Here is a 26,767-nt window from a genome sequence, read left to right as displayed (position 1 = left end):
GAGATAATGATGACTGCAACCGAAAAAGATCGAGACATCCTCGCGCGCACGCTGTGGGGAGAGGCCCGCGGCGAAGGAACTGCCGGCCAGATCGCCGTGGCCTGGACGATTCGCAACCGCGTGTTTGATGGGAGGGAAAGTTCGTGGTGGGGTGAGGGCTACGCTGGCGTTTGCCAGGCAAAGTACCAGTTCAGCTGCTGGAACAAGACAGACCCGAACTATCAGTTCCTGATTGGCGTGAAGCAGATTCCGTTCCGCGAGCTGGCGCAGTGCCGGATCGCGGCTGACCAAGTGATCGACGGGAAAGTGCTGGATCCTACCGGCGGTGCCACGCACTACTACGCCACCAGCATCAAGGCCCCGGCCTGGGCGGCGAAGGCAAAGCAGACGCTCAAGTTGGGTGGTCACGTGTTCTTCAGGGATGTGCCGTGATGGTCGTACCTTGGAAAGCGGTGGGCGCGCTTGCGCTGGTGCTCGCCGGCTTCGGCAGCGCCTGGCAGTTTCAGGACTGGCGTTATGGGCAACAGTTGGCGGAGCAGGCGAGGCTGAGCGCGGAAACCCTCAATCAATTGACCATCGCTGCAGCTACCGCCCAACAGGTCGAGCAGGACAAGCGCCTGGCGCTCGAGCAGAAGCTTTCGGCCAGCGAGAAAACCCACTTCGAGAAAATGACCGATGCCCAACGTGACCAAGATCGCCTGCGTGATCGCCTTGCCACTTCTGATCTGCGGCTGTCAGTCCTCCTCGACGCAACCGACGTTGCCAAAGGCTGCGACATGCCTGCCACCGCCGGCGCCCGCGGCGTGGATCATGCAACCGTACGCGCCCGACTTGACCCGGCGCATGCTCAACGAATTATCGACATTACCAACACCAGCGACCGGGGGTTGATCGCGCTGCAGGCGTGTCAATCGTATGTTAGAAAAATTTTTGAATCTGATTGAATGGGCGGAAAATTCGAAAAATGGCTGTCCCACGAGAGAGTTAATCCTTTTTTGCATGAGCTATTGTTGGGGACGATGAGTGACCTTCAGACTCGCTTTTGATAATGTGCGGTGCCGTCACATACAGCGGACAGAATGAAGGTGGCGACCTACTGGCTCAGCGGGTTATCGAGAAGTGGGGCGGCAAGGAAGATTTAACAACTTCGGAATAAAGATGAAGCGAATTAGCGCAGAACATAGGGATATAAAGCAGGCCGCCGGCGAGGCTCGATGGCTTATACAACTGCGTCGAAAAAATAAAAAATATATTGCAGGGAAAATTGCACCTGTACGTGCGTTGATTGACAGAGATGTTTTTATTGCCCCCAAATACATCTCTATTTATGAATTTGAAAGTAGAGTCAGTCCGTATAATGAGACAATGGAGTTTCTACATCAGATTCGCAAGAAGTACCGGAACCGAAATTGTGTAGTTGATTTTTCCCGAACAGAGAAGATTTCTGCAGCAGCGTTAGTAGTGGTTTACGCTGCAATTGAACTCGCAGGCGTCGGCCGGTCAGGCAAAGCTAGCGTTTCTCTCTCTCTCAAGTCTCCTGCGGTTAATAATGCAATAAAATCTAGTAATTTGCATAAGCTTATAAATGGATTTGAGATTAAGTATGCTCTTACTAGTTCTAGGAATATGCCAATTGTGTCGAGTGTTGGTAGGGAGCAAATGGATGAAGTCGTAGATTTTATCCAGCGTCGAATATACGACGGTCGAATGAGCCCAGAGCAGGAGCACGTCTACGGTGATGCGGTATCTGAAACTATTAATAATGTAAGGTTGCACGCCTATCCCGGAGAGCCCAACGAGAATAAACGCTGGTGGCTGATGTGTAGCACTTTCGGGAAGAAATTATACCTAGCGATATATGATTGTGGTGTGGGGATACCGAAAACTGTGGTGAAACAACCGTGGTTCTTCCCGCTTCTGAAATTTACTGATCCTAAGCTTTATGATGACATGACTAAAGATATTCCAGATTTCGAGAGCTCAGGTGTTAAGATTTTTGATGCAGTGCCCACTAGAGTTTCTGATGAGAGATTGATTTATTTTTCCATGCAAAATGACGTTTCTGGAACCCGCCAAGAAAAGCATGGTCAAGGTAGCAAGAGTATAAAAGCACTTGTTAACGATACGGATGGTGGTGTTTTGTGGGTGTTTAGTAATAACGGTCTTTATACGTTTAATGAAGACGGGCAGCAGCCAGGTGCGTCTAAGCTGAAGAATAAGTTCCCTGGTACCTTGGTCCAATGGAATATAGAATTATGAGTAAAATTACAATTAGTGTCGTCAAGGATTTTAGTAAGCGTCCATATGGCAGATATCCTGACGACGGGGAAGGTTGCGGCCAGTACTTTCGAGAAAGAATTCTCGCTCCTAAGTTGCGAGAGTACGACGAGGTTCACGTGGAACTCGATGGTTATAATCGTTATGGTCGATCTTTCTTGGATGAGGCGTTTGGTGGACTAATCCGCGAAGAAGGATTTACTTGGGATGAGTTGCAAAGAAAATTAACTTATTCACATTCTCTTGTTAAAAGCATTGAAACGCTAATCAAGGATCGAATTGACGCTGCAGGTGGTAAGGATAAATGAATTTTCAAAACCTTCCCGGTCAGCTAATAGTTTTATTGGTTGGGTGGATGTTTACCATTTATCTTCAATACAATGCAAACCGAAGAGCTGAGGCTCTGAAGCGGAAAGATAAAATTATCGACCGATTGGATAACTTGTCATCGTGGGTAGAGGATGAAGTTACAAAGGGGAATTTCGATGCGAGTAGAGCGGAGGAGGCGTATACTGGGTTGATGCTGGAACTGGAACTGCGTGTCAATCAGTTAAATGGCCATGTTCGAACATCTTTGGTTGATATTGCAATGGTCGGTGCACTAAGAGATTTGGACTTCTTCAAAGAGTCTGGTCGAGATGAGCTTAGTTACAAGGCTAGAGCTTTAGCATCTCAGATAGTGGAGAAAATAGAACTTGGGTGCGATGAGCTGTATTTTAGCAGTTCCGCACTAAGCCGAGTCAATAGGTTTCTGTATGAACTTAGTGGTGTAGCGTTCGGATTACTATCAATCTTTATTTTTACACTATTGATTTGGGCTTTCAGCAATCTGTCTTTCGGATGATTGTCGCAGTCATGGCGCTCAGCAGTCGCGCTGCAAAAAAATTATCGTACCACTTTTTGTACCATTCCTTCTTTTTTGGGGAGATTCAGGGGCTGAGGGCCCCCTGAAGCCCTTTAAAACCTCCATACCACAAACGCCAGCAATTCTGCGCATCTCTTGCTTTGAACATTGATCTTTCAGCGTAGATACGTCGGCGCCGGCTTCTTCACAAAACCTTTCCCGGCGCAGGTCGAGCAATCGTCACGCACACCAAAGCGATCGAGACAGGCGGGGCAAAGGCAGAAAGCGGCCGACTCAATATGAGGGCGCACCTTTTCAAAGACGCGGAGATCCCTTTCTTCATGCGCGACTTGCGCTGCATCTATAAGCGCTCGATAGGCGTCAGCGTCAGAGAGAGGTGGGTGGGTGATGCCGACGATCATTCGTTCGGTCTCTACCAACTGATATCGGCGACCATTCATTTCCAGCACCAGGCCTGAAATCAGCCCAATCTTCCGAGAAAGACTCAAAGTCAGCCGCACACCATCAGCGTCAGAGTAGACCTTGCCGTCATAGGCGAAGGAAGCGCCGCGCGGTTCATCACTTTCGAAGTTGAAGATTGACCGGCTGATAGTGCCCAGCAGATTCCCGTTGTCGATCTGAACGACGTCATAGGTAGAGGCGCCGCGGTAGTGCCCGGGCGAGTTCTGCAGCTCCTCGACGGCTTGCCAGTACGCGGCGTCTGCCATTTCGTTCATGTCGAATTGCTCAAGCTGGTCGATCAGGCCCTCATCGCGGAGCGTAGCTGCCATCTCGTGGAGGGTTTCCCGATGCCCCTCTGGGTTTTGCATACGGAAGTCCTGATCGTCGAGAGTCGCGCACCATCGCTGGAGCCGTAGGTTTTTTGCCTGGTCGAAATTCATGTTGCGGGGTTCGCTGTACAAAAGCTGTATGCATGTACAGTAATTTAAACGAGGCAGGTGGGCGAGGGTGAGGCGACGAACTGCAGCGGTGCGGCTACTTTCAGCCAGAAGCGGATGTTTGCAAGCGACCGCTACCGGCCAATAGCGGTCATCCTTCACCGGTAGGTGTCGACCCATTGCGGCCATTCGCAGGAGCCACCAAAATCGGAGGACTATTGATGGTGAGGTGACGCATGGTGAGGATTGAAGTATCAGAAGAAGCCGACTGGAAGCTTTTCGAGGACGCGGCCCGGGTTCTTGAGAAAGGGCTGGGCGGTTGCTGGAAAGAGAGGCTCGATAGCCCGGACCAGCGCTATTGGGATCTGGTGGTGGATGAACACACGCTTACCCTGCACCTTGAACACTATTTAGGCATTTCAGTGGTCATTCCCGATGGCGCAGATGAGATCGCTCGAAGAGTATGTGCGTTGCTCAAGCAGCCTACGCGCGGGTAAGCCCGCTCTAACAAAGATAACAACAGATCTAAATGGCAGCTGTGGGTCGATTGCTGCCTGTAGGTACCGTCAGCTTTTTTGGCCGATTGGCGCCTGTCGCGAAGTGCGGTTAATGACCCATGCGAGACATCACTTCACGGGCCACTGGTGTAGATGAGCAAGGCTATGAATGCTGCGAATGGAGAGATCAGAATCAGCGCGCCGACGACAACTGCCCAGCCCCAGGCAAAACCACTTTCTCCCTTGAAGCGGCCGCCACTCAAGAGGCTCAGTACGTAGACGCCAACACGATGAGCTATCAAATCGAAAATGAAGTCCATTTGACCCTCACGCCTCCTAGTCGTATTCCTAGATATCTCCGAACGGTTCTGACTGTCTATTCGTCAGTCGGGCGTCATCAGCACTGCAAGCGTCATCTTGATGAACTCTTCGTTCTTGTCGATCGCCCAGAGCGCGCCGCGCACATTCTCGGCGACGTCTGCCGATCCGCGTTGTTCGACCCAGTTCGACAACTCCATGATGGCGGCTTCGAGGGCGAGTTGGTTTTCGTTGATTTTGAAGAGAAGGGAAGGGAGCAGGTCGGAGTTGGGCATTTTTGGTTTCCTTGGCAGCCAAGGAGTCAGCGTAGCACCGTGTTACATGAAGAGTGTTTTAACTATTGGCAGGACGCCGGAGAGGGGAAAACTCGGTCGAGTTATGGAACGCGTCCACAAACGTTATGGAACGCATTCGGCTAGGCGGAGATTTTTCAGGACGCCAGAAACGACAAAGCCCTGAATAATCAGGGCTTTGTCGTACATAAGATGGCGGAGGCGATGGGATTCGAACTCATGGACCTGTTACAGTCGACGGTTTTCAAGACCGTTGCCTTAAACCACTCGGCCACACCTCCGTTGCGTTGCGGGCGCCATAATACCTGAATGAAACACACTGTCAAACTCTCTGCATGGCTTGTTACAGAGCGTCTGTTATGATCTTTGCGACTGAACGTTTCAAACCAACAGGAGTGTCGCCATGCGCGAACAGGATTACGCAGTTAATAACAGCGTGCAGGCTGAGCAGCTAGAGGTTAGCCGCGTCCTGCGCAACACTTACGGCCTACTGGCTCTGACCCTCGCATTCAGCGGCGTCATGGCTTTCGTCGCACAGCAGATGCGTGTTGGCTACCCGAACATTTTCGTGGTGCTGATCGGCTTCTACGGGCTGTTTTTCCTCACCAACAAACTCCGTGATTCCGCGTGGGGCCTGGTGTCCGCTTTTGCGCTGACCGGTTTCATGGGTTTCCTGCTCGGCCCGATCCTCAACCGTTACCTGGGTATGCAGGGCGGCGCTGAAGTGGTCAGCTCGGCGTTCGCGATGACCGCGCTGGTGTTCGGTGGTCTGTCGGCCTACGTGCTGATCACCCGCAAGGACATGAGCTTCCTCGGTGGTTTCATCACCGCTGGTTTCTTCGTGTTGTTGGGTGCAACACTGGCGAGCTTCTTCTTCCAGATCAGCGGCCTGCAACTGGCGATCAGCGCAGGTTTCGTGCTGTTCTCTTCGGTGTGCATCCTGTTCCAGACCAGCGCCATCATCCACGGCGGTGAGCGCAACTACATCATGGCGACCATCAGCCTGTATGTATCGATCTACAACCTGTTCATCAGCTTGTTGCAGATCTTCGGCATCATGAGCCGCGACGACTGATCGTTATTCGTTTCAACAAAAAACCCGCTTCGGCGGGTTTTTTGTTGCTCGCCGAAAAGCGTAGTGGCCTTTTACATACAAAATGATCTGAAAATAGTGGCGTCTTTTTGGAAATCACCTACACCTAATTACCAAGGAAGAGCAGTAGCCTGATCGACAGGAGTCGGTAACCAGCACCCCTCGTGTAATTCCTGCGTCCCTCGCATTCACTTCCCTCGCTGTTGATCGCCAGGCCTTTCGGTCGAGAGCGACTGTATTCGTTCGTCCAGTAAAAACCGGGAGGTGAACCACGCCAAATGCCATGCACCGTGACCGTATCCCGGCGAAAGACCGGGACCCTGATACCAGAAAAATAATGGAGGCCCTGCCATTGCGGGCGTTGTCCCAATCAAGGAGATCATCGATGAACCAGCCCCAAGGAAAACTGGCTGTACTGGCCGTCACCACCGCGCTGTTCAGCGCGTCAACCTTCGCCGGCGTCTATCCTGACTTCGGCTATCAGCCACCTTCAAGCCAATACTCTGGTCCACTGTTCGAGTTGAGCCAGAGTTACCCGGCAACAGCGCCGAAAGTACCGCTACCCGGTTTTTTCAAGAATCTACCGACCAAGCCAGATAACAATTTTGAGACTTGGCGTGCGTACATGGAGGAAGTCAAAACCTATTGCCTCGAAGGCAACGTCGAGGCTGATTGGTACGTGCAGAACAATAAAAAACGTCAGTGGTATCACATGCCGTGGCAGCACTATGGCCCGCTGGGACGCGAAGGGATTCACGGCCTGACCAAAGAGGCGCAGATCCAGGTCAAGCAACTCGCCCCCACGCAGACCGCTACTGGCCAGACATACGCGGTGGGCATCTATAACGACATCGGTGCCTATACCATCGGAGAGGTCTGGAAAGACCCGAACAACCCTGATCCGAAATACACATCGGCACCCAACAGCTTCCCCGACGGCACCGTAGTCTGCAAAGCCCTGTTCGCCGATATTGATCGCAGCACCGTGCCGTTCCTGGTGAACCCGGTGTTGTGGAAGGGCTACGTCACCGAAACATTCACGTCGGCCAATCGCAAGGTCAAAGATGTCGCATTGATCCAGATGGATATCGCCGTGCGCGATAAGCGCATGAGCGCCACTGGCTGGATCTTCGGCACCTTTCAGTACAACGGCGCGAAAACCGGCAAGCCTGGCTGGGACAACCTCGTCCCGGTAGGGATCATGTGGGGCAACGATCCGGAAGAAATCGGCAACGACTTCACCAACCCGCAACCGACGCAGACCAAGATCAATCCCGCGTTGCAACAGACTGCGATCAACGCCAAGACCCAGGAATTACCGCCCACTCACCTGGGCTGGAACGGTCGCCTCAATGGTCCGGTGGACAACCCCAACAGTTCCTGCCTGAGCTGCCATGCAACCGCCGAAACGCCGCAAGTGGCGATCATGAATCCAACGTTCCAGGCCAATGCGCCGAAGCCGGGTTCGCCTGAATGGATGAAGTGGTTCCAGAACATTCCGGCCGGCCATGCTTTCACGCCGGGCACTCAAAGCACTGACTACAGCCTGCAATTGTCCGGCGGTCTGGTGAATTACTTCGAGTGGAAATGCGACATGAGCGGCATCTACGCTGACGGCAAGAATGCGTGCAGCAAAGCGTCGGACGTGAAACTGAAAATGCTCAATTCCACCAACAACGCCACGCCGCAGCCGTTGCAGAAAGTCATTCGTGACCCGAGCCTGCAGCAACTGCTGGAGTAACAAGCGAAAAGCCTGCGCACGTTTCGGCGTGCGCAGGCTTTTTTCAGTTGATCAGGATGCTGCCATCAGTCTGCTGTTTGTAAATGGTGTAAGGCAACAACAACGTGTCGAGCACCCCGGACGCCACAGCATCAATCGCCCAGCCGGGCAGGGCGGCGTTGTACTTGTTACCTTCGTCTATCGGCGCATGCAGACTGCAGAAGTCATACATCACGCCGCTGTAGATCCTCGGCACCGCCCCGCAATAGGATTTGTTCGATCTCAAATCGTCCACGGCGACCTGGTCGTCGCGCATGACCGTTTGCACTGTCCCGCAACCACTCAACACTAATGCGCTCAGCATCATTGCCTGAACTTTCATACCGCCAATCCTTCGTCGGAAAAAACTCAATCTACGTCAAACGTGTTGAAAAAGCACTTAGGCCATCGGTGGCAAACGGCGCTTGACCGGCGTCTTCTTGACGATCGCAGTATTGGTTTCCGCAAGGGTATTGAGGCGGTCGAGCAGGGTGTCGAGCTGTTCCATCGAGCGCACATGCAGGCGAGCGATGAAGCAGTCCTCGCCCGTTACTTTGTCGCACTCGGTGAATTCGGGAATTGCCAGGATCTGCCGCTCGACTTCCTGCAATTGCCCCGGCAACGGGCGAACCCGGACGATCGCCTGCAACTGATAGCCGAAGAACTTTGGATCGATTTCTACGGTATAGCCCTTGAGCACACCGCGTTCCTCCAGCCGGCGCAAGCGTTCGGCCACACTTGGTGACGACAAGCCGCTGATCTGCGCCAGCGCCTTGAGCGAACGCCGCGAATCCTCCATCAATGCGCCGATGAGGATCTGATCAATGTCATCCGTCATAAAAAACTCCTGTATTAGGCGATCGATGAAAACCACCCGCGATAAAAAAGGCAGATTGCGAGTTTAGCCTGCTTTTTGCTCTGGAGCGCCGCAGGGACGCCTTGGCATACTTTGCTCAATTGTTGAGGAGATTGATGATGGACAAGACCCTGCGGCGCGGCTCATTCGAAATGACTGCCGCCATGCTCATATCCGGGACGATCGGCTGGTTTGTGCTGGTCTCCGGGCAACCGGTACTCGACGTAGTGTTCTGGCGCTGCGTGTTCGGCGCTGGCACCTTGTTGCTGATCTGCGCGGCATTCGGTTTCCTGCGCCCGGGGATTCTGACCCGCACGACGTTCCTGCTTGCAGTGCTCAGCGGGATGGCGATTGTCGGTAACTGGGTGTTGCTGTTTGCCTCGTACTCCCGCGCTTCGATTGCCATTGGCACAGCGGTGTACAACGTGCAGCCGTTCATGCTGGTCTGGTTGGCGGCACTGTTTCTTGGCGAAAAGATCACCCTGCAAAAGCTGTTCTGGCTGGCGATTTCATTCATGGGGATGTTGGCGATCGTCAGTGCCCATGGCACTCAGGGTGAAAGCGGCAACGACTATCTGATGGGGATTGCGTTGGCGTTGGGTGCGGCGTTTCTCTATGCGATTGCCGCGTTGATCATCAAGCGCCTGACCGGCACGCCGCCGCATCTGATCGCGCTGATTCAGGTATGCACCGGGATTTTGCTGTTGGCGCCGTTCGCGCATTTCAGTGCGCTGCCGCAAGCGCCGAGTGCCTGGGCCAGTCTGGTGACGCTGGGCATCGTTCACACCGGCCTTATGTATGTGCTGTTGTACGGCGCGATTCAGAAACTGCCGACGGCATTGACCGGCGCACTATCATTCATCTATCCGATTGCCGCGATCTTCGTCGATTGGTTTGCGTTCGGCCATCGCCTGGAAACCCTGCAATGGCTCGGCGTGGCCGCGATTCTGTTGGCCGCCGCCGGCATGCAACAGGGCTGGGGCCTGAAGAGCCGGCGGCTGGCTGCGCAGTAACCCTCAGATGTTCCAGTGCGGTGCGCTTTTCGCCAGGCGCTGGCGCATCTCGCCGATATTCGCCGCCAGTTGCCGGGTCAACAGTCGGTAGCCATCCAGCGTGCTGTAAACCGGCGCATCGAGGTTGGCTTCCGGCAGTTCGAGCGGCTTCTCCAGACGTTGCGAGGCACCGGTTTTCAACGCCCGGGCCATGCCGATCAGTTGCACGCGAATCTGCCGGTGCTCGGCCTTCAGCGCAGATTGCAGATGCGCCATGGCTTCTGGATCGCTTGCATCCGGTCGCGTGTTGCCAAGGATCTCAAGCGTGCTGATGCACATACGCAGGTTGCGCTGAATCGCATCGAGTTCGGTCATGGAAATCTTCACTTCCTTGGACACCGACGGCATCAGCGAGCGCAATTGCACCATCACCGCGCCGAGTCGGCCCATCAGCTTCAAATGCTCATCGGCGCTGACCGGTTGGCCGCTGATGATCCGCCCATACACCGTGGCGCAATCGCGCAGGGCATCGGCGAGGTTGTAGCGCCACGAATACACCGCGTAGAGCGGCAGGGCGAAAGAGAAGGCCAGGGCGAGGGCGATGCCGATCAGAATATCGACGCCGCGCCACAAACCATCGGTGATCGGATTGTCGCCATGCCCGGCGACAATGAACACGGTAATCGCCGAGAGCAGAGCAGTGTAACCACCCTTACCAATGGCGTGATAAGAGAAGAAACCGCAGACCACCGCCATCGCAAAATACGTCAGCCACGGCATGCCGAGCCACGCCTGCTGCGCCACCAGCAGCAAACCGACGCCGGCACCGATCAAGGTGCCGGTGGCGCGTTCGGCGGCTTTTTTGCCGATGTTGCCGTGGTGCTGCAAACCGCCGATCACCACCAGCATGGTTACCGAGGCCCATTCGCCGTGGGGCAGATTGATGCCGGTGGTCAGCAGGATCGTTGCCAGCAAACCGAGGGCCACGCGCACCGCATGGATCAGCCGCGCGTGCCGGTAACGTCGATAAGGATCAAGCAACGGACGCAGGACACGACGCAGCAAGGGCGGAAGTCGATGGGTGCTGTAAGTACTCAGTGCGGGCCTCTCGTGATTGGGTTTCAGGTCAATGGAAAGGGAAAATGTAATTCATCCATGCTGCCATACGCAGGAGGATTTTGCGCATCGTGCCAATGTGGTGGAAGTGCTGACTGTACAGCGCGGCCTGCCCGTAAGCACCGCCCGGCATCAGCTTGCTGTACTGGGCGAAGTCCGGATCGGTGATTTCGATGATCACCGGCACTCGCCCGGCCGGCGGCGAACCGGTATAGCCGATCAGTGTGCCGGAAGGCTGCACCTGACCTTCGGCAATCACTCCGATGACATTTTTTACCCGACCGGCGAACACCTTGCCGGGAATGCCGTCGAACGCGACTTCTGCCTCGTCGCCGACGGTCAATCGCAGCAGGCTGTTCTGGCGCATCCACGCGGCAAAATATTGGCCTTCCTCGGGAATGAACACCATCGACGGGCGCAACGGCAACTTGCTCGCCATCATCCCCGGCCGTAGCGAAACATGGGTGACGAAGCCTTTGCTCGGCGCGCGAACGGTGGTGTTGTCCAGCTCGAACTGGGCGTTGTCCAGTTGCGCCTGCAGATCATCGGTGCGGGCGATGGCCGCATCCAGTTCACGTTGGGTGCCGAAGTTGCGCCGGATCAATTCGGTGATGCGATAGCGATCACCTTTGGCGGCGATCAATTGCGCCTTCAGCGATTTCACCCGGTTTTCAAACGGCGTAGGGTCGATGCGAAACAGTACATCGCCTTTTTCCAGCGGCTCGTTACCCTTCACCGGCACGTCGATCACTTGACCACTGACGATGGGAATCACCGGCACGGACACGAAGTAAGTGCGCGCCACCTCGGAGTAGGGATGGTTGTAGTTCATGGTGAAAATCAGGGCGCCGATCATCAGGATGCCGCCCAGTACGGCGGTGGGCACCGTCCATTTGTTCAGCGGGATACGGAAGATCTTGAACACTGCGACGCAGATCGCGGCGTAAGTCAGGATAAGCAGCAGATCCATGGTGTTCAGCCCTCCCGGTTGTGGGGAGCAGTGGCATTCAGCGCTTCGAGTCGTTCGAGGCGTCCTTGCAGTTCGACCAGCTGTTGCTCCAGGCGAACGACATGGTTTTGCACGGATTTACCGTCACCGAAGCCCCAGCCGCGATCCTCTCGATAGGCCATCGCCCAGATCCACAGGAAAGGCCAGAGCGCATGCAGCGTGAACAGACTGACCCAGCCAGTGGCATGGATCGCATCCTGATGCGGGTGGTTACGATGAACGGCAATCTCATAGGGAATGTCGTGCAACACGATGATCCCGTAAAACAGTACAAGCCCGGCAAACACCAAAACCCCTAGCGCAAAGTAATCCAGCATGGTCAAGCTCCCGGCATCCAGCACAGTGCTGGCATCAGTGTAGACACTGATTTGCCGGGCGCTTGGCGACTTTGGATCAGAAGCGGTTGCCGTCGCCTTTTTGCTTATTCACGATCCGCGTGACAGTTGATCAGAAGATGTAATCGGTGGTCAGGAAGCTCGAATCACGCCCACGAATGATCTCGCTGATCAGGTCCTTGTTGCTGTCCTGGAACTTGGTCGCCACCAGCGTACGGATCGAGAACACCCGCAGCGCATCGTGTACCGAGAGCGTACCTTCCGCCGAATTCTTGCGGCCATTGAACGGATAAGTGTCCGGGCCGCGCTGGCATTGCGCGTTGAGGTTGATCCGCCCGACCTGGTTGGCAAAGGTGTCGACCAGACGACCGACCGCCACCGGGTTGGTGCCGAAGATGCTCAACTGCTGACCGAAATCGGACTCCAGCACATAGTCGATCACGGTATCGAGATGACGGTACGGCACGATCGGCACGACCGGGCCGAACTGTTCTTCCTGATAGACGCGCATCTGCGGATTCACCGGGTACAGCACCGCCGGATAGAAGAACGACTCGCGGGATTCGCCACCATTGGGGTTGACCACTTCGGCACCCTTGCTGCGCGCGTCGGCCACTAGGCCGTGCAGGTAATCGACCTTGCCCGACTCCGGCAGCGGCGTCAGAGACACGCCGCTGTCCCACGGCATGCCCGGTTTCAGCGTGGCCAGTTTGGCGTTGAATTTCTCGATGAAGCTGTCGACCACGTCTTCATGCACGAAGAGAATTTTCAGTGCGGTGCAGCGCTGACCGTTGAACGACAGTGAGCCGGTGACCGCTTCGCTGACGGCGTTGTCGAGATCGACTTCCGGCAAGACGATGCCGGGGTTCTTCGCATCCAGACCCAGCGCGGCGCGCAAACGGTGAGGTTTTGGGTGGAGTTTTTTCAGGTCGCTGGCGGCTTTGTTGGTGCCGATAAAGGCGAAAATGTCGATCTTGCCGCTGGCCATCAGCGCGCTGACGGTTTCGCGGCCGCTGCCGTAGATGACGTTGATCACGCCGGTGGGGAAGCTGTCGCGGAACGCTTCGAGCAGCGGGCGGATCAACAGCACGCCGAGCTTGGCCGGTTTGAACACCACGGTGTTGCCCATGATCAGCGCCGGGATCAGCGTGGTGAAGGTCTCGTTCAGCGGATAGTTGTAAGGGCCCATGCACAGGGCGACGCCTAGCGGGACGCGACGGATCTGCCCGAGGGTGTCCTGTTCCAGCTCGAAACGGCTGGAGCGGCGGTCGAGTTCCTTGAGCGCATTGATGGTGTCGACGATGTAGTCGCAGGTGCGGTCGAACTCCTTTTCGGAGTCCTTGAGGTTCTTGCCGATTTCCCACATCAACAGCTTCACCACGGCATCGCGCTGTTGGCGCATACGACCGAGGAAGGCTTCGACGTGCTGGATGCGTTCGGCCACGCGCATGGTCGGCCACAGGCCCTGGCCACGGTCGTAGGCACGCACAGCGGCGTCGAGGGCGGTGAGGGCGGTCTCGGCATCGAGCAGCGGCGTGCTGCCGAGGATGACTTGTTCGTCGCCGTTGTCACCTTTGAGATAGACCGGGCTGCGCACGGTGGCGAGCGGGCCGTCCCAGCGGCGCAACTGGCCGTCGACCAGGTATTCGCGTTGCTCGACCTGAGCGTCGAGGCGGTATTTTTCCGGGATGTCGCTGACAGAAGGGAACAGGTTGCCAAGGATGTTTGCTGTGGTCATGTCGCTACCCCGTGTTGATGTCCGTATGCAGATCAAAAAGCCTTCACAGGTTATACGCCTGAATGCGCCGGAATTTAAACCCGCAAATGTCACCGGAATGTCACGCAAAGGCGCACAGCAGAGCGGACAGGCTTGATGATCGTTCCCACGCTCCGCGTGGGAACGCAGCCCGGGACGCTCTGCGTCCCATTGGAACGCGGAGCGTCCCTTGAGGCATTCCCACGCAGAGCGTGGGAACGATCATCGGGGGGAGAGCTGGCCCCGTTTGCCCCCCTCACTGTCCCGCAATGCCCTCAACCCGTTGCAGCCGCTGCCTTAAGGTGTGAGCACAACAATAAGCGAGGCCGTTATGCGGGCAATCCGACTCACTCTACTGCTGGCGTTTGCCATGACGCTGCCCGGCTGCGGCGAAGACCCCAAACCCCCGGCCACCATCCACAACAACGCCATGCCCAAAGACCCGGCACTGGCGCAGATCTACGCCAACAGCTGCCAGCTCTGCCACGCCAACCCGGCCGCCAACGCGCCGCTCACCGGTGACCGCAAAGCCTGGGAACCGCGCATCCGCCAGGGCTCCGACACGCTGCTAGATCACGCCATCAACGGCTACAACGGCATGCCGCCGATGGGGCAGTGCGTCGAGTGCAGCGAAGAACAATTCCTGCAACTGATCGGCTTCATGGCCGACCAGCCGCTCCCACAATAAGGTGCCCGGCATGAGCATGGATCTGACACGGCGTCAGTTGTTGCAACGGGCGAGCATCGTCGGCGCCTTCAGTGCGCTGGCGAGCCATCCGGCATTGGGTCAATTGCTGCGGGCGCCACGGCTGATTCCGTGGCGCAACTGGTCGGGCGGGCAGAGTTGCCTGCCGGCGGCGCGACTGGCGCCGAAGAATCTTGATGAGCTGGTGGCCGCTATCCAGCAGGCGCAAGGCAAGATCCGCCCGGTCGGCTCGGCGCACTCGTTCAGCGCCTTGGTGCCTACCGACGGCACGCTGTTGTCGCTGAGCTACTTTAACGGTCTGCTCGACCATGATGCGAAAACCCTGCAAGCCGAATTCGCTGCCGGCACGCCGATGTCACGCATGGGCCAGCCACTGAAAGACATCGGCCAGGCCCTGCAGAACATGGCCGACATCGATTACCAGACCCTCGCCGGGGCCCTTTCGACCTCCACCCACGGCACCGGCAAAAACTTCCAGTCCTACTCGGCGCACGTCTGCGGCATGCAACTGGTGACGGCCAGCGGTGAAGTGCTCGACTGCGACAGCCACCGCCATGCCGAAGTATTCAACGCTGCTCGCGTCTCCCTCGGTGCACTCGGCGTAGCCACCAAAATCCGCCTGCAAAACCGTCCGGCATACCGCTTGCGAGAGCGCCAATGGATCGCCAAGACCGAAGAGCTGCTGGAAGACCTCGAAAAGAACACCCGCGAAAACCAGCACTGGGAAATGCTCGTCGTCACCCATTCCGACTACGCGCTGTCCATCGCCCTCAACGAAACCGATGACCCGGCCACACCACCGATTCCGCCCGAAGAGGAGGGTGGCAACGAGTTCGTCACCCTGATCGAGAAGATCGACAAATACGGTAGCGACTTCCCTGACCTGCGCCGCACGCTGCTAAATAGCCTGCGTCATCTGGCGAGCTTCGATGACCGCGTCGGCGACTCTTTCGACATCTACGCCAACGTGCGCACGGTGCGCTTCAACGAAATGGAATATTCGGTGCCGGCGGAACACGGCCCGGCGTGCCTGCGCGAAATTCTCAAGCTGATCCAGGACAAGGACCTGCGCACCTGGTTTCCCATCGAGTACCGCTACGTCAAGGCTGACGATATCCCGCTGAGCATGTTCGAGGGGCGCGACAGCTGTTCGATCTCGGTGCACCAGCATTATCAGATGGATCATCACAACTTCTTCGCGGCGGTCGAGCCGATTTTCTGGAAGTACAACGGGCGGCCGCACTGGGGCAAGTTGCACTCGCTCAACGCGAAGAACCTGCAACCGCTGTATCCGCGCTGGCGCGAGTTTGTCGATGTGCGCCAGGCGCTGGACCCCAGCGGACGGTTTCTCAATGCGCATTTGTCGTCGATTTTGGGGGTGAGCTGATGACGGTCAATCGACGTAATTTTCTGCTTGGCACGTTGGGGTTTGGCGCATTGTTGGTGGGCGTCGGCGCATGGTTGCGGCCGGGAGACCACGGCGCGCCGTACAGCGATTATTTCCGCGCACTGAACAAAGAGTTAAAGGAAAAAGGCCCGATGCGCCCGGTGCTGTTGATCGATCTCGATCGCCTCGATCACAACATCGATGTGGTGATGCAGTCGGTCAGACATGGCGGCAAACAATTGCGTCTGGTGGAGAAGTCGCTGCCGTCACCGGGACTGTTGAGCTACATCGCGCAACGTGCCGGAACGCAGAAGCTGATGTCGTTTCATCAGCCGTTTCTCAATCACGATGCACAGGTGTTTCCGCATTCCGACATTCTGCTGGGCAAGCCGTTGCCGGTGCGCTCGGCAGAACTGTTTTATCAATCCCACAAAGGCCCGTTCGATCCCGCAAGGCAACTGCAATGGCTGCTCGACGGCCCGGAGCGATTGCAGCAATACCTCGCGCTGGCTCAGGGTTTTGGCACAAGGATGCGCATCAACATCGAACTGGACGTCGGCCTGCATCGCGGCGGCGTCAGCGATGTGAATGTCCTTGGGCAAATGCTCACGCTGATCAGCGCCAACCCGCAGCATCTGGAATTTGCCGGGTTCATGGGTTACGACCCGTTCGTGGGCATGGGGGTGCCGGGGATTCTCGGTTCACCGGAAGAACTGTTCGCCAAGGTCATGGTGATTTATCAGCGCTGCGTCGATTTCACCCGGCAGCAGTTTCCGGCGCTGTGGCACGACGGCTTGTGCCTGAATACCGCCGGCAGCCCGAGTTACCGCATTCACGAAAACGAAAAGCTCAGCAGCGAGGTTTCCGTGGGCACGGCGATGCTCAAACCGACGCACTATGATTTGCCATCGCTCAGCGAGCACGTCCCTGCGACCTACATCGCCACGCCCGTGTTGAAAAGCACCGGCGCGGTGAATATCCCGGCGCTGGATGACAAGTCGAAGCTGTTTTCGTGGTGGGACCAGAATCAGCGCCAGACCTTCTTCATCTATGGCGGTAACTGGATGGCCGAGTTCGAATCGCCGGCCGGTTTGCAGAGTAATGGCGTGTATGGTCGCAGCTCCAATCAGGAGATGGTCAACGGCTCAAGTGCCGTCGGCCTCACTGTGGAAGACCAGGTGTTCCTGCGCCCGACCCAGACCGAGTCCGTACTGCTGCAATTCGGCGATCTGCTGGCCGTGCGCGGCGGCAAAATCATCGACACCTGGCCTGTCTACGACTGACCCCAAATCACCCAAACACTGCAAAACCCTGTGGGAGCTGGCTTGCCAGCGATGGCGTCATGTCAGCAACCTTTACTGTCGCTGACAGACCGCTATCGCTGGCAAGCCAGCTCCCACAGGGTTCTCGATGTATGTCCCATCTCATTGCCAAATTCTGTAATGAAGCTTTTATGACAAAAGTTCGGTAGCACATCGCCAGTCCGGTCATGCCTATGTAACGCGCTTGAGGGGCCCAACGGGGCGCTTTTCACAAGCCGAGGCGGGACGCCGGGAGTGAGGCAATGGGGACTATGGAACGCTACTCGAAAGTGGGCATGCAGGAACTCGATCAACGCCTGTCGAAGATCGTCGAGGCCGCGCGCAAGAAGCCGGTTTCGGTGTATCGCTACGGCGCGCCGTGGGTCTGGATCGTCTCGCAGGATGATTGGCAGGGCGCCTTGAAAGAGGTCTCGAGCTACATTCCGCCGGGCCATTCGCTGGTGTTGCTGCGCCCGCAGATCGACGACTTGCTCGATGCCCACCGCGACCTCCTGCACGACCTCAATGCCGAGCCCGGCATGCTGATTCCCGCGCAAACGGTCATGCACATCCTGCTCCTGCAACTGCTGTATTCGGTGCCCAGCGAGCAGCAACTGTATGAACAGCTCAATTACAACCTGCTGTTCCGCTGGTTCGTCGGTCTTGGCCTGAACCAGAAAGTCTGGAGCTTCAACGCCCTCAGTCGCGACATCGCCACGTTGCTCAACGAGCCCCGTGCGGTGCTGCTCATTCAAAAAATCATCGGCGAAGTGTTCTGCGGTGCCTTGCTGCAAATGCCCGAGTTCTCGCTGAACTTCGCGCTTTTGCACACGTGGCTGGGCAAACACGCCTGCGCCTCGACAGCCAGCAATTGACGCCATACACGCGGCGTTCGAAACGCCAACAGGTCATCGCGAATTCAGGGGGTAGTGTGGAACCGATTTTCAAGTCACGGCTGGCGCTGTGGGGCTGGCTGCTGGTGACGGCGGGCGCGCAGCCGGCATTGGCCGAAGAGGCCGCCAACAACGCAGCGGCCCAGCGTCTGGTCGACGTCAACGAATACTTCGTGCGCGGCAACACCGTGCTCGATGCGCGGTCGATTGAAGAAGCGGTATACCCGTTCCTCGGCCCGCAAAAAGCCCTCACCGATATCGAAGGCGCGCGGGACGCCTTGCAGAAGGCCTATCAGCAACGCGGTTATCAATCGGTGTTCGTCGAGCTGCCAGAGCAGGCAGTTGCCGACGGCATCGTTTACCTGCAAGTCAGCGAAACCAAGGTCGGCCGCGTGCGTGTGGTCGGCGCCAAACACTATTCGCCGCTGGACATTCGCGACGACGTCCCGGCGCTGAAGGAAGGCGAGGTGCCGGACTTCGCCAAGGTTCAGGGCGAACTGGCGCAGTTGAACAAAACGCCGGGCCGGCAGGTGATGCCGCTGGTCCGCGAGGGTCAGCGCCCCGGCACCATGGACGTCGATTTGCAGGTCGAAGACCAGAACCCATGGACCGCCAGCGTCGGCCTCAACAACGATTACAGCGCCGACACCGAGAAGCTGCGCACGGTCACCAGCCTCGGCTACAACAACCTCTGGCAGCTCGGTCATAGCATCTCGCTGACCTACTTCACCGCGCCGCAGGACACCGACAACGCCAAGGTCTGGTCGGGCTCCTACACCGCGCCGCTGACCGAGCGCTGGAGCGTGCAGTTCTCCGGTTACCAGTCCGACAGCAACGTCGCCACCATCGGCGGCAGTAACGTGCTCGGCAAGGGCCACAGCTACGGCATCTCGGCGATCTACACACTGCCCTCCAGCGGCAACTGGTCGAACTCGCTGTCGGCCGGCATCGACTTCAAGGACTTCGACGAACGCCTGACCCTGTCCGGCGAGAGCGACAAAGTCCCGCTGCAATACGCCCCGTTCACCTTCGCCTACAACGGCTATCGCTACACCGAGAAGAGCCAGCTCGGCCTCGGCCTGAGCCTGGTCGCCGCCACTCGCAGCATTTTCGGCTACGGCAGCTCCGACGAAGACTTCGACTACAAACGCTACCGCGCCAAACCAAGTTTTGCCGTGCTCAAGGGTGATACCAATTACACCTGGACCTTCGACAGCGACTGGCAGAGCGCAAGCAAAGCCGCGTTCCAGTTGGCCTCGGGGCCACTGGTTTCCAACGAACAATTCTCCGCCGGCGGCGCGACCTCGGTGCGTGGCTATCTGGCCGCCGAGCGAACTGGCGATGACGGCTTGCTGCTCAGCCAGGAAGTGCGCACGCCGTCGCTGGCCAAGTACGCCGGCACGTGGATGCAGGACTGGCGTTTCTATGCCTTCGCCGAAGGCGCACAGCTTTATCTGCGCGACGAACTGCCGGATCAGGACGCCAATTACGCCCTGGCCAGTGTCGGCCTCGGCACCCGCGCCAGCCTGAGCAAATGGCTGTCCGGCAGCCTCGACTGGGGCTACCCGCTACTCGAAGGGCCGAACACCTCGAAACAGGAATCGCGCCTGCACTTCAACCTTCAAGCGACTTTTTAAAGGAGCACGTTCATGCAGCGCCTCATTCTTTCGTTGTTGATCTGCCTGGGCTTCGTGCTCCCGGCCACGGCTCAGGCCTGGTGGCAGGACGACTGGCATTACCGCAAACAGATCGCCGTTGACACCACGCCACAAGGTGCGGGCATCAATCAGGCGCTCGGGCGTACCGCGCTGCTGGTGCGCCTGCACACCGGCAACTTCACCTTTGACGGGGTGAAAGAGGACGGCGCTGATCTGCGCTTCGTCGCCGCCGATGACAAGACCGTGCTCAACCACCAGATCGAGAGTTTCGACGCACTGATGGGCATGGCGCTGATCTGGGTCGATGTGCCGAATGTCGAGGGCGGTCAGCGCCAGGACATCTGGATGTACTACGGCAATCAAAAGGCCCCGGCGACTGGCAACGGCCAACTGACCTTCGACCCCAATTACACCGCGCTCTATCACTTCGACGGCGCCACCGGCACCCCGGCCAAAGACACCACCGCCTATGGCAACACGGCGCAAAGTGCGACCGGCGCGGCGATTGACGGCGTCGTCGGGCGCGCCTTGCAGTTCAGCGGTCAGCCGTTGTTGCTGCCGGCCAGTCCTTCGCTGCAACACAACGCTGGTAGCGCTTTCACCTTCAGTGCCTGGCTGCGACTTGATCAGGCCAGTGGCGAGCAACTGATTCTCGCCCGTCGCGAAGGCGCCAACAGCTTGCTGATCGGTGCGAACCAAGGCGTGCCGTTTGTGGAGATCGATGGCCAACGTGCCGTCGCCACACAAGCGCTGAATCCGGGCCAATGGCAACACGTTGCACTGACCGCTGAAGGTTCCAAAGTGACCCTGTTCATCAACGGTCGCGAGGCCGCCACGCTCGCTCAGGCGATGCCAGCCTTCAATTCGGTCATGGCCATCGGTGCCGATCTGCACGAAGGCCCGTTCCAGCCGTTCGTGGGCGCTATCGATGAATTGCGTCTGTCGAAGGTTTCGCGCCCGGCAGCGCTGTTGCTGGCGGACGCGACTTCGCAAGGTGCCGAGTCGAAACTGGTCGCTTACGGCGTTGATGAAGAGCAATCCGGTTTCGGTTTCGGCAGCCTCGGCTTCCTGCTCAACGCGGTGCCGATCGACGCCTGGGTGATCATCGCCGTGCTGGTGCTGATGATGTTCCAGTCGTGGATCATCATGCTGCGCAAGAACCGCAGCCTCAGCCGCGTGTCTGCCGCCAATGAAGATTTCCGCGTGCAGTTTGCCAAGGTCGGCACGCGTCTGGAGATGTTCGCCGACGACGCGCAACTCGCGCAGCGTTTGCAGCATTCGTCGCTGTGGCGCCTGTACCTGGTGGCGGTGAAAGAGATCCGCACCCGCCGCGAGCAGGGCGCCGATACCTCCTCGGTTTCCGCCGCGACCATCGAAGCGATCCGCTGCTCCATGGACGGCGTGCGCACCCGCGAAAACCAGCAACTGAGTTCGAAACTCTCGACCCTGTCCAACGCCATCGCCGGCGGCCCGTACATCGGCCTGCTCGGCACAGTGCTGGGGATCATGGTGGTGTTCCTCGGCACGGCAATGGCCGGCGACGTCAACATCAACGCCATTGCTCCCGGTATGGCTGCCGCATTGTTGGCCACGGCAATGGGCCTGTTCGTCGCGATCCCGGCGCTGTTTGGCTACAACCGCCTGATCACCCGCAACAAGGAAGTCAGCGCCGACATGCGCGTGTTCGTCGACGAGTTCATCACCCGTCTGGCGGAAATGCACGGCGAGAGCCAGTTCAGTGAGTCGTCGCATCGCGGCCATCACGCCAACCACTCCGTACCGGCCTGAGGAGCACTGACATGGCGTCCGTAAATGCCTCCCATGACGATGACGAAGATGCCGCAGTGGACAGCATCAACATCACCCCATTGGTCGACGTGCTGATGGTGGTGCTGGTGATGTTCATCCTCACCGCTACCGCGCAAGTCTCCGGGATCCAGATCAACCTGCCCAAGGCCAGCGCTTCGGTGTCGCTGTCCGAGGCCAAGACCAAAGCGATTTCGGTGAATGACGGCGGCCAGGTGTTCCTCGACGCTTACCCGGTGACATTGGCTGAGCTGGAAGAACGCCTGCGCATCGAGAAAGCGCAGAGCCCGGATTTCCCGGTAATCGTGCGCGGCGACGCCACGGTGCAATACCAGAAAGTCATCGAAGTGCTGGATCTGTTGCGCCGGCTCGAACTGTCCCAGGTCGGTCTTGTGACCGGCAAACCGAGTCAGGGCTGAGTCATGACCGCACAACTCCCGATCGAGCCGCTGCCGGTGAAGAAGCCAGCGCTGCGTTATGCGAAGTGGGGCGCCGGCTTACTGATCGGCGCGCTCGCTGCGTGGTTTTTGTGGCAGTGGGCCAACGACATGAGCGGCATCCGCCGCGAAGCGCCGAAGGTGCCGACGATCATTCCGTTGCCGCCACCGCCACCTCCGCCGCCGGAAAAACCGCCGGAACCGGAAACCCCGGTCGAAGAAAAAGTCGTCGAGCCGGAGCCAACGCCCGAGCCAGAAGAGGTCAAGCCCGAGGAAGAAGCGCCGCCATCGCCGGCGGACGATCTGGCCAACCCGATGCAAATGGACGGCGATGCGCAGTCTGGCAACGACGCCTTCAACATCGGCGCGGGCAAGGGTGGTGGCATGGCCGGTACCGGCGGCGGACGTTTGGGCACGGGCACGTACAGCCAGTTTCTGGCGTTCACCTTCCAGCGTTTGCTGCGCGAGAACCCCGAGCTGCGCAACCTCGCGTTTTCGCTGCAGGCCGATGTCTGGCTGAGCAGCGTTGGCGAGATCACCCGGGTCGAGCTGATCAAGTCCAGCGGCAACCCCGAGATTGATACGCAAGTGTTGGCCGCGCTGCGTGGTGCGCCGGCACTGAGCGAACGGCCACCGGCCTCCATCACTTTGCCTGTGCGCCTGTCCCTGCAAGGACGGCGTCCGGGTTAATTCATTTATTTACGCTTTGCCAAAAGGAGTTGTGTGCAGATGATTTCCAACGTGAATCGATTGTCCCTGGCGGTCGGCATGGTCATCGCGACCCTGGTCGGTCAGGCCGTGGCAGCGCCTGCGCCCTCGGAGAACGCCACGATCAATCTGATCCGCTTGCTGGTCGAGCAGGGCATTCTGAAACAGGACAAGGCCGACGCACTGATCGCTCAGGCGCAGAACGAAGCGGCCCAAGCGAAACAGGCTGCGGCATCCACCGCCGTGGCGGCCGGGCCAGTGGCGGCGCCGGGCGATGTCCGTGTGCAATACGTGCCGGCAGCGGTGCGTGACCAGATCCGCGACCAGGTCAAAGCCGAAGTCATGGCCACCGCCAAACAGGAAAACTGGGCAGCGCCCAACAGCTTCCCGGAATGGGCTGCGCGCATCAGCTTCGATGGCGACATTCGTCTGCGTGACGAGTCGCGCTACTACTCGGACAGCAACAGTAACGAGATCGTCGACTTCGCCAAGCTCAACAACAACGGCCCGTACGACGTAAACCCCAACAGCAGCACCAATCTGCCGCCATTGCTCAATACCCGCGAAGACCGCACCAACCAGTTCCGCATTCGTGCGCGACTGGGCATGAAAGCCGAGATCTCGCCGCAATGGACCGCTGGCATTCGCATCGGCACCGGCTCCGACAACAACCCGGTATCGACCACGCAAAGCCTCGGCGGCGGCTTCGCCAAAAAGGACATCTGGCTCGATCAGGGTTACCTGAACTGGAAGCCGACGGATGAATTGACCCTGACCGGCGGGCGCTTTGCTAACCCGTTCATGTCCACCGACATGCTCTATTCCAACGACTTGAATTTCGACGGTGTGGCAGCGATTTTCGACCACAAACTCAACCGCGATTGGGGTGTGTTCGGCACCGTCGGTGCGTTCCCGGTGGACTACACCAACGACACCGCCAGCAGCAACGGCTTCGACAAGGAAGAGAGCGACAACAAGTGGCTGTACGGCGCGCAGATTGGCGCCAAATGGGCGATCAACAGCAACAACCGCTTGAAAGGTGCGTTGGCTTACTACCGCTTCGACGACATTCAAGGCCAGCGCTCCAGCCCTTGTGAACCGTGGGCCGGCGCACCGGGCTGCGACAGCGATGGCAGCCGCGCAGCGTTCATGCAGAAGGGCAACAGCGTGTTCCTGCTGCGCGACATCACGCCGAACCCGCTCAACCCGACCACCACGCCGCAGCCGCAATTTGTTGGTCTCGCGTCCGAATTCAATCTGCTTGATCTGAACGTGGTGTGGGATGCCGACCTGCCAGAAGACTTCAAACTGCGCAGCCAGGGCAACTACATCCACAACCTCGCGTACGACGAAGGCGACATGCGCAAGCGTTCGGCCGGGCAGATCGTCAACAACCTCGACAGCAACGGCGACATCGAAAGCGGCGCCAATGCGTGGATGGTGCAATTCACCCTCGGCAGCGCGCTGGACCTGAAAAAGCAGGGCGACTGGAACATGTTCGCTGGCTACAAATACATCGAGCCCGACGCCTTGCCGGACGGCTTCAACGACTCGTCGTTCCACCTCGGCGGTACCAACGCCAAGGGTTATTTCATCGGCGGCAACTACGGTCTGGCGAAGAACGTTTACGCCACCGGTCGCTGGATGAGCACCGAAGCGGTGTACGGCGCGCCGTTCGACATCGACGTCTTGCAGCTTGAGATCAACACGCGCTTCTAAGGCGCCGGGAGAGGGTTATGAAAACGCGATTTGTGTTGCTCGGGCTCGGGCTGTTGATTGCCACCGGGGTGAATGCCGAAGGCATGGAAGAGCGCCTGCGCACGCAATTGCGCAGCACCACGCAGCAGTTGCAGGCCCTGCAAAGTCAGCAGGCCCAGGCCAGCGCCGCGCAACTGGCGGCGCAAAACGACGCCAAGGTTGCGCAGGCGCAAATCAAGCAATTGAGTGCTGAACTGGCCAAGGCCAAAGGCGTTGCCGAGCAATTGGCCGGGCAGCAACAGAGCCTGCACAGCCAGGCGCAGGCGCAAGTGGCGGCCAGCGCCGAGCAGACCGGCAAGTTCAAAAAGGCCTATGACGAGTTGCTGGTCATGGCCCGTGCCAAAGAGGCAGAACGGTCTAAGCTTCAAGCGCAATTGGCTGAACGTGACACACAAGTGCAGCAATGTTCAGTCAAGAATCAGCAGATGTACGGCGTCGCCAAGCAGATCCTCACTGCCTACGAAAACATCGATGTGGCCGAGGTGATGAAGATCCGCCAGCCCTTCGCGGGCAGCGCCCGGGTCAAGTTCGATGAACTGGCCCAAGGGTTCGGCGACGACCTCTACAAGACTCAATTTGACGCGCCGCAAGCCGCGCTCACGCACTGATAAACAAGGAAGAAGTAATGACTCAATTGATCAGCCACGTATCGCCACAATCCCTGACCGACGTCCTGCAAGCGGCCGGTTATCGCGTCAACCAGACCGAGCAGAACGGTATCGTCCAGTTGCTCAGCGCCAGCCAGGGCATCGGCTACGCCGTGCGTTTCGGCAATCCGGCGGTGGAACAGGGCAGCTACGTCGATTTCACCTTCAGCTGTGCGCTGCGCGTGCAGGGTGAGTTGCCGCCGGGTGTGGCCGAGCAGTGGAACGCCACGCGCCGTTTTGCGCGCTTGTCGTTGCAGGGCGAGTTTCTGGTGATGGAAATGGACGTGGTGGTAGCGGCGGGCGTGAGCAACGAGCACCTGCGTGGCAACCTGGAATTGTGGGATCGCCTGTTGCAGGAGTTCATCGTTTATCTGCGTGACTTCACCCAGAACGGCACCGCACAGACCGCCAAAGTCGCTGTCGCCGAGCAAGAGGAAGTCGCGCTGTGAAAAAGCCTGCCATGGTGATCAGCGCTGCAGCTGTAGCGCTGTTGGTGGTGGCCGTGGCGCTGGTGGTGCGGCCGGGCAGTGACCCGGTCGCCGCCCAGCAATCGTCGCCGCTGGCGGCGGTTGCTGCGGGGCCGGCGGTGGCGCGGTTGGGTAATCAGCAGGTAACCCCTGCGGAACTTCAGGGTTTGCTGGCGACGGTGCCAGCGGAGACTCGCGAACAACTGCGCGGCAATCGTGAGGCGCTGGAGCGCTGGATTCGCACGCGACTGGCCGAGAAAGCGGTGCTCGAGCAGGCCGATGCGCAAGGCTGGGCGCAGCGCCCCGAGGTTGCGCGGCAGACCCGGGCGGCGACTGAACAGATTGTCTTCCGTGATTACTTGCGTTCGGTCAGCCAGGTGCCGGCGGATTATCCGAGTGCGGCTGAATTGCAGCAGGCTTATGACTCAGGCAAGGCGAATTGGCAGACACCGGCGTTGTATCGGGTCAGTCAGATTTTCCTCGGCGTAAATGATCCGCAGAATCTTGAATCGGTGCGCAAGCAGGCGCTTGACCTGAGCAAGAAAGCGCAGGCGACGCCAGCGGAGTTTGCTGCATTGGCGACTCAATACTCACAGGATCGCGTCACCGCTGAACGTGGTGGCGATACCGGTCTGCAACCGTTGCAGCAACTGGTCCCGGAAGTGCGTGGTGCAGTGGCGCGGCTCAAGGTTGGCGCAGTCTCTGATCCCGTCCAAAGCGCCGCCGGGTTCCACGTGATCAAACTCACTGAGCAACAACCCGCCCGTACCGCGACCCTTGATGAACTGCGCGATCAACTGACCCAGGCCTTGCGTGCGCAGCGGCAGGAACAAATCGCCCAGGCGTATCTGGACGGCATGCTCAACACCGCGACACTGAGCATCGACGGTGCTGAACTCAACAGGGTCCTGGAGGAAAAACACTAATCTCACCTTCACTGAGTGACCTGTGGGAG

Annotated in this window: 30 protein-coding genes and 1 tRNA gene; 21 read left to right on the top strand and 10 right to left on the bottom strand. The window is 58.2% G+C overall.

The window, feature by feature from the left end; all coding sequences use genetic code 11:
* Positions 1–9: 9 nt before the first annotated feature.
* From RMV17_RS15300 to RMV17_RS15280, 5 genes are all read left to right on the top strand, one after another.
* Positions 10–432: a cell wall hydrolase gene (locus RMV17_RS15300; RefSeq protein ID WP_311880891.1), complete on the top strand. Its 423-nt coding sequence runs from the start codon at positions 10–12 to the stop codon at positions 430–432.
* Complete coding sequence (locus tag RMV17_RS15295) at positions 432–944, top strand: lysis system i-spanin subunit Rz (protein ID WP_311887056.1); 513 nt, start codon at positions 432–434, stop codon at positions 942–944. Before RMV17_RS15300 ends, RMV17_RS15295 begins: the two co-directional genes overlap by 1 nt.
* A gap of 214 nt (positions 945–1,158) precedes the next feature.
* Complete coding sequence (locus tag RMV17_RS15290) at positions 1,159–2,259, top strand: hypothetical protein (RefSeq protein WP_311880889.1); 1,101 nt, start codon at positions 1,159–1,161, stop codon at positions 2,257–2,259.
* Positions 2,256–2,585, top strand: coding sequence for an STAS-like domain-containing protein (locus RMV17_RS15285; RefSeq protein WP_311880887.1), 330 nt, complete (start codon positions 2,256–2,258; stop codon positions 2,583–2,585). Before RMV17_RS15290 ends, RMV17_RS15285 begins: the two co-directional genes overlap by 4 nt.
* Positions 2,582–3,121, top strand: a complete 540-nt coding sequence (locus RMV17_RS15280; RefSeq protein ID WP_311880886.1) for a hypothetical protein — start codon at positions 2,582–2,584, stop codon at positions 3,119–3,121. The genes RMV17_RS15285 and RMV17_RS15280 overlap by 4 nt, the downstream gene beginning before the upstream one ends.
* A gap of 176 nt (positions 3,122–3,297) precedes the next feature.
* On the opposite strand, the gene RMV17_RS15275 is transcribed toward RMV17_RS15280, so the two are convergent.
* The gene (locus tag RMV17_RS15275) at positions 3,298–4,023 is read right to left on the bottom strand and encodes a hypothetical protein (protein ID WP_311880884.1); all 726 of its coding nucleotides are present in this window, start codon (positions 4,021–4,023) and stop codon (positions 3,298–3,300) included.
* Between the two features lie 233 nt (positions 4,024–4,256).
* On the opposite strand from RMV17_RS15275, the gene RMV17_RS15270 reads away from it, so the two are divergent.
* Complete coding sequence (locus RMV17_RS15270; protein WP_095118628.1) at positions 4,257–4,517, top strand: hypothetical protein; 261 nt, start codon at positions 4,257–4,259, stop codon at positions 4,515–4,517.
* Between the two features lie 134 nt (positions 4,518–4,651).
* Here the strand turns inward: RMV17_RS15270 and RMV17_RS15265 are convergent, their stop codons facing one another.
* The 3 genes from RMV17_RS15265 to RMV17_RS15255 all read right to left on the bottom strand — a co-directional run bounded on the left by RMV17_RS15265 (position 4,652) and on the right by RMV17_RS15255 (position 5,409).
* A complete protein-coding gene (locus RMV17_RS15265) occupies positions 4,652–4,837 on the bottom strand; it encodes a hypothetical protein (protein ID WP_095118629.1) in 186 nt (61 codons plus the stop codon).
* A 63-nt stretch (positions 4,838–4,900) separates the two neighbouring features.
* Entirely contained in the window at positions 4,901–5,110 is a 210-nt protein-coding gene (locus tag RMV17_RS15260; RefSeq protein WP_016774031.1) for a hypothetical protein, read from the bottom strand.
* A 211-nt stretch (positions 5,111–5,321) separates the two neighbouring features.
* Positions 5,322–5,409: transfer RNA gene (locus tag RMV17_RS15255), tRNA-Ser, on the bottom strand.
* A gap of 122 nt (positions 5,410–5,531) precedes the next feature.
* Here RMV17_RS15255 and RMV17_RS15250 point away from each other — a divergent pair.
* Both RMV17_RS15250 and RMV17_RS15245 read left to right on the top strand, forming a co-directional pair.
* Positions 5,532–6,203: a Bax inhibitor-1/YccA family protein gene (locus RMV17_RS15250; RefSeq protein ID WP_008081508.1), complete on the top strand. Its 672-nt coding sequence runs from the start codon at positions 5,532–5,534 to the stop codon at positions 6,201–6,203.
* 403 nt (positions 6,204–6,606) lie between these two features.
* The gene (locus RMV17_RS15245; protein WP_311880881.1) at positions 6,607–7,962 is read left to right on the top strand and encodes a hypothetical protein; all 1,356 of its coding nucleotides are present in this window, start codon (positions 6,607–6,609) and stop codon (positions 7,960–7,962) included.
* 43 nt (positions 7,963–8,005) lie between these two features.
* Here RMV17_RS15245 and RMV17_RS15240 read toward each other — a convergent pair whose 3' ends face one another.
* Both RMV17_RS15240 and RMV17_RS15235 read right to left on the bottom strand, forming a co-directional pair.
* Positions 8,006–8,323 (bottom strand): YceK/YidQ family lipoprotein, encoded by a 318-nt coding sequence (locus RMV17_RS15240; protein ID WP_186624294.1) that lies wholly within the window; start codon positions 8,321–8,323, stop codon positions 8,006–8,008.
* A gap of 57 nt (positions 8,324–8,380) precedes the next feature.
* Complete coding sequence (locus RMV17_RS15235; protein WP_311880879.1) at positions 8,381–8,818, bottom strand: Lrp/AsnC family transcriptional regulator; 438 nt, start codon at positions 8,816–8,818, stop codon at positions 8,381–8,383.
* Between the two features lie 137 nt (positions 8,819–8,955).
* On the opposite strand from RMV17_RS15235, the gene RMV17_RS15230 reads away from it, so the two are divergent.
* Entirely contained in the window at positions 8,956–9,849 is an 894-nt protein-coding gene (locus RMV17_RS15230; protein WP_311880878.1) for a DMT family transporter, read from the top strand.
* A 3-nt stretch (positions 9,850–9,852) separates the two neighbouring features.
* Here the strand turns inward: RMV17_RS15230 and RMV17_RS15225 are convergent, their stop codons facing one another.
* The 4 genes from RMV17_RS15225 to RMV17_RS15210 all read right to left on the bottom strand — a co-directional run bounded on the left by RMV17_RS15225 (position 9,853) and on the right by RMV17_RS15210 (position 14,026).
* Complete coding sequence (locus RMV17_RS15225) at positions 9,853–10,893, bottom strand: FUSC family protein (RefSeq protein ID WP_311880877.1); 1,041 nt, start codon at positions 10,891–10,893, stop codon at positions 9,853–9,855.
* 61 nt (positions 10,894–10,954) lie between these two features.
* Positions 10,955–11,914: an HlyD family secretion protein gene (locus RMV17_RS15220; protein ID WP_034156511.1), complete on the bottom strand. Its 960-nt coding sequence runs from the start codon at positions 11,912–11,914 to the stop codon at positions 10,955–10,957.
* 5 nt (positions 11,915–11,919) lie between these two features.
* Positions 11,920–12,270, bottom strand: coding sequence for a DUF3302 domain-containing protein (locus RMV17_RS15215; protein ID WP_311880876.1), 351 nt, complete (start codon positions 12,268–12,270; stop codon positions 11,920–11,922).
* A gap of 130 nt (positions 12,271–12,400) precedes the next feature.
* Complete coding sequence (locus RMV17_RS15210) at positions 12,401–14,026, bottom strand: NADP-dependent glyceraldehyde-3-phosphate dehydrogenase (protein WP_122597888.1); 1,626 nt, start codon at positions 14,024–14,026, stop codon at positions 12,401–12,403.
* Between the two features lie 349 nt (positions 14,027–14,375).
* On the opposite strand from RMV17_RS15210, the gene RMV17_RS15205 reads away from it, so the two are divergent.
* From RMV17_RS15205 to RMV17_RS15150, 12 genes are all read left to right on the top strand, one after another.
* On the top strand, positions 14,376–14,732 hold the full coding sequence (locus RMV17_RS15205) for a c-type cytochrome (RefSeq protein WP_311880873.1): 357 nt from the start codon (positions 14,376–14,378) through the stop codon (positions 14,730–14,732).
* 76 nt (positions 14,733–14,808) lie between these two features.
* Positions 14,809–16,137, top strand: coding sequence for a D-arabinono-1,4-lactone oxidase (locus RMV17_RS15200; protein ID WP_311887055.1), 1,329 nt, complete (start codon positions 14,809–14,811; stop codon positions 16,135–16,137).
* A 74-nt stretch (positions 16,138–16,211) separates the two neighbouring features.
* Positions 16,212–17,420 (top strand): DSD1 family PLP-dependent enzyme, encoded by a 1,209-nt coding sequence (locus RMV17_RS15195; RefSeq protein WP_311887054.1) that lies wholly within the window; start codon positions 16,212–16,214, stop codon positions 17,418–17,420.
* 281 nt (positions 17,421–17,701) lie between these two features.
* A complete protein-coding gene (locus RMV17_RS30140) occupies positions 17,702–18,313 on the top strand; it encodes a transposase (RefSeq protein WP_080750810.1) in 612 nt (203 codons plus the stop codon).
* Positions 18,314–18,369: 56 nt separating this feature from the next.
* On the top strand, positions 18,370–19,968 hold the full coding sequence (locus tag RMV17_RS15185) for a ShlB/FhaC/HecB family hemolysin secretion/activation protein (RefSeq protein ID WP_311880871.1): 1,599 nt from the start codon (positions 18,370–18,372) through the stop codon (positions 19,966–19,968).
* Positions 19,969–19,980: 12 nt separating this feature from the next.
* Entirely contained in the window at positions 19,981–21,777 is a 1,797-nt protein-coding gene (locus RMV17_RS15180) for a DUF2341 domain-containing protein (RefSeq protein WP_311880869.1), read from the top strand.
* 11 nt (positions 21,778–21,788) lie between these two features.
* A complete protein-coding gene (locus RMV17_RS15175) occupies positions 21,789–22,214 on the top strand; it encodes an ExbD/TolR family protein (protein WP_007915482.1) in 426 nt (141 codons plus the stop codon).
* A gap of 3 nt (positions 22,215–22,217) precedes the next feature.
* A complete protein-coding gene (locus RMV17_RS15170) occupies positions 22,218–22,922 on the top strand; it encodes an energy transducer TonB (RefSeq protein WP_007915486.1) in 705 nt (234 codons plus the stop codon).
* Positions 22,923–22,961: 39 nt separating this feature from the next.
* A complete protein-coding gene (locus RMV17_RS15165; RefSeq protein WP_311880867.1) occupies positions 22,962–24,659 on the top strand; it encodes a putative porin in 1,698 nt (565 codons plus the stop codon).
* Between the two features lie 17 nt (positions 24,660–24,676).
* Positions 24,677–25,306 (top strand): DNA repair protein, encoded by a 630-nt coding sequence (locus tag RMV17_RS15160; RefSeq protein ID WP_311880865.1) that lies wholly within the window; start codon positions 24,677–24,679, stop codon positions 25,304–25,306.
* A 17-nt stretch (positions 25,307–25,323) separates the two neighbouring features.
* Positions 25,324–25,794 carry a YbjN domain-containing protein gene (locus RMV17_RS15155; protein ID WP_311880863.1) on the top strand — a complete coding sequence of 157 codons (471 nt, stop codon included), beginning with the start codon at positions 25,324–25,326 and terminating at the stop codon, positions 25,792–25,794.
* Complete coding sequence (locus RMV17_RS15150) at positions 25,791–26,738, top strand: peptidylprolyl isomerase (RefSeq protein ID WP_311880862.1); 948 nt, start codon at positions 25,791–25,793, stop codon at positions 26,736–26,738. Before RMV17_RS15155 ends, RMV17_RS15150 begins: the two co-directional genes overlap by 4 nt.
* Positions 26,739–26,767 lie beyond the last annotated feature (29 nt).

The sequence above is a fragment of the Pseudomonas sp. VD-NE ins genome (assembly GCF_031882575.1).
Lineage (GTDB): Bacteria > Pseudomonadota > Gammaproteobacteria > Pseudomonadales > Pseudomonadaceae > Aquipseudomonas > Aquipseudomonas fluorescens_BZ.
This window is presented reverse-complemented; position numbering and strand designations above follow the sequence as displayed.

Bases quoted from the DNA above. Each gene is read 5' to 3' on its own strand.
- RMV17_RS15300 (WP_311880891.1), top strand. From the start codon at position 10: ATGACTGCAACCGAAAAAGATCGAGACATCCTCGCGCGCACGCTGTGG.
- RMV17_RS15295 (WP_311887056.1), top strand. From the start codon at position 432: ATGGTCGTACCTTGGAAAGCGGTGGGCGCGCTTGCGCTGGTGCTCGCC.
- RMV17_RS15290 (WP_311880889.1), top strand. From the start codon at position 1,159: ATGAAGCGAATTAGCGCAGAACATAGGGATATAAAGCAGGCCGCCGGC.
- RMV17_RS15285 (WP_311880887.1), top strand. From the start codon at position 2,256: ATGAGTAAAATTACAATTAGTGTCGTCAAGGATTTTAGTAAGCGTCCA.
- RMV17_RS15280 (WP_311880886.1), top strand. From the start codon at position 2,582: ATGAATTTTCAAAACCTTCCCGGTCAGCTAATAGTTTTATTGGTTGGG.
- RMV17_RS15275 (WP_311880884.1), bottom strand. From the start codon at position 4,023: ATGAATTTCGACCAGGCAAAAAACCTACGGCTCCAGCGATGGTGCGCG.
- RMV17_RS15270 (WP_095118628.1), top strand. From the start codon at position 4,257: ATGGTGAGGATTGAAGTATCAGAAGAAGCCGACTGGAAGCTTTTCGAG.
- RMV17_RS15265 (WP_095118629.1), bottom strand. From the start codon at position 4,837: ATGGACTTCATTTTCGATTTGATAGCTCATCGTGTTGGCGTCTACGTA.
- RMV17_RS15260 (WP_016774031.1), bottom strand. From the start codon at position 5,110: ATGCCCAACTCCGACCTGCTCCCTTCCCTTCTCTTCAAAATCAACGAA.
- RMV17_RS15250 (WP_008081508.1), top strand. From the start codon at position 5,532: ATGCGCGAACAGGATTACGCAGTTAATAACAGCGTGCAGGCTGAGCAG.
- RMV17_RS15245 (WP_311880881.1), top strand. From the start codon at position 6,607: ATGAACCAGCCCCAAGGAAAACTGGCTGTACTGGCCGTCACCACCGCG.
- RMV17_RS15240 (WP_186624294.1), bottom strand. From the start codon at position 8,323: ATGAAAGTTCAGGCAATGATGCTGAGCGCATTAGTGTTGAGTGGTTGC.
- RMV17_RS15235 (WP_311880879.1), bottom strand. From the start codon at position 8,818: ATGACGGATGACATTGATCAGATCCTCATCGGCGCATTGATGGAGGAT.
- RMV17_RS15230 (WP_311880878.1), top strand. From the start codon at position 8,956: ATGGACAAGACCCTGCGGCGCGGCTCATTCGAAATGACTGCCGCCATG.
- RMV17_RS15220 (WP_034156511.1), bottom strand. From the start codon at position 11,914: ATGGATCTGCTGCTTATCCTGACTTACGCCGCGATCTGCGTCGCAGTG.
- RMV17_RS15215 (WP_311880876.1), bottom strand. From the start codon at position 12,270: ATGCTGGATTACTTTGCGCTAGGGGTTTTGGTGTTTGCCGGGCTTGTA.
- RMV17_RS15210 (WP_122597888.1), bottom strand. From the start codon at position 14,026: ATGACCACAGCAAACATCCTTGGCAACCTGTTCCCTTCTGTCAGCGAC.
- RMV17_RS15205 (WP_311880873.1), top strand. From the start codon at position 14,376: ATGCGGGCAATCCGACTCACTCTACTGCTGGCGTTTGCCATGACGCTG.
- RMV17_RS30140 (WP_080750810.1), top strand. From the start codon at position 17,702: ATGGGGACTATGGAACGCTACTCGAAAGTGGGCATGCAGGAACTCGAT.
- RMV17_RS15180 (WP_311880869.1), top strand. From the start codon at position 19,981: ATGCAGCGCCTCATTCTTTCGTTGTTGATCTGCCTGGGCTTCGTGCTC.
- RMV17_RS15175 (WP_007915482.1), top strand. From the start codon at position 21,789: ATGGCGTCCGTAAATGCCTCCCATGACGATGACGAAGATGCCGCAGTG.
- RMV17_RS15170 (WP_007915486.1), top strand. From the start codon at position 22,218: ATGACCGCACAACTCCCGATCGAGCCGCTGCCGGTGAAGAAGCCAGCG.
- RMV17_RS15165 (WP_311880867.1), top strand. From the start codon at position 22,962: ATGATTTCCAACGTGAATCGATTGTCCCTGGCGGTCGGCATGGTCATC.
- RMV17_RS15160 (WP_311880865.1), top strand. From the start codon at position 24,677: ATGAAAACGCGATTTGTGTTGCTCGGGCTCGGGCTGTTGATTGCCACC.
- RMV17_RS15155 (WP_311880863.1), top strand. From the start codon at position 25,324: ATGACTCAATTGATCAGCCACGTATCGCCACAATCCCTGACCGACGTC.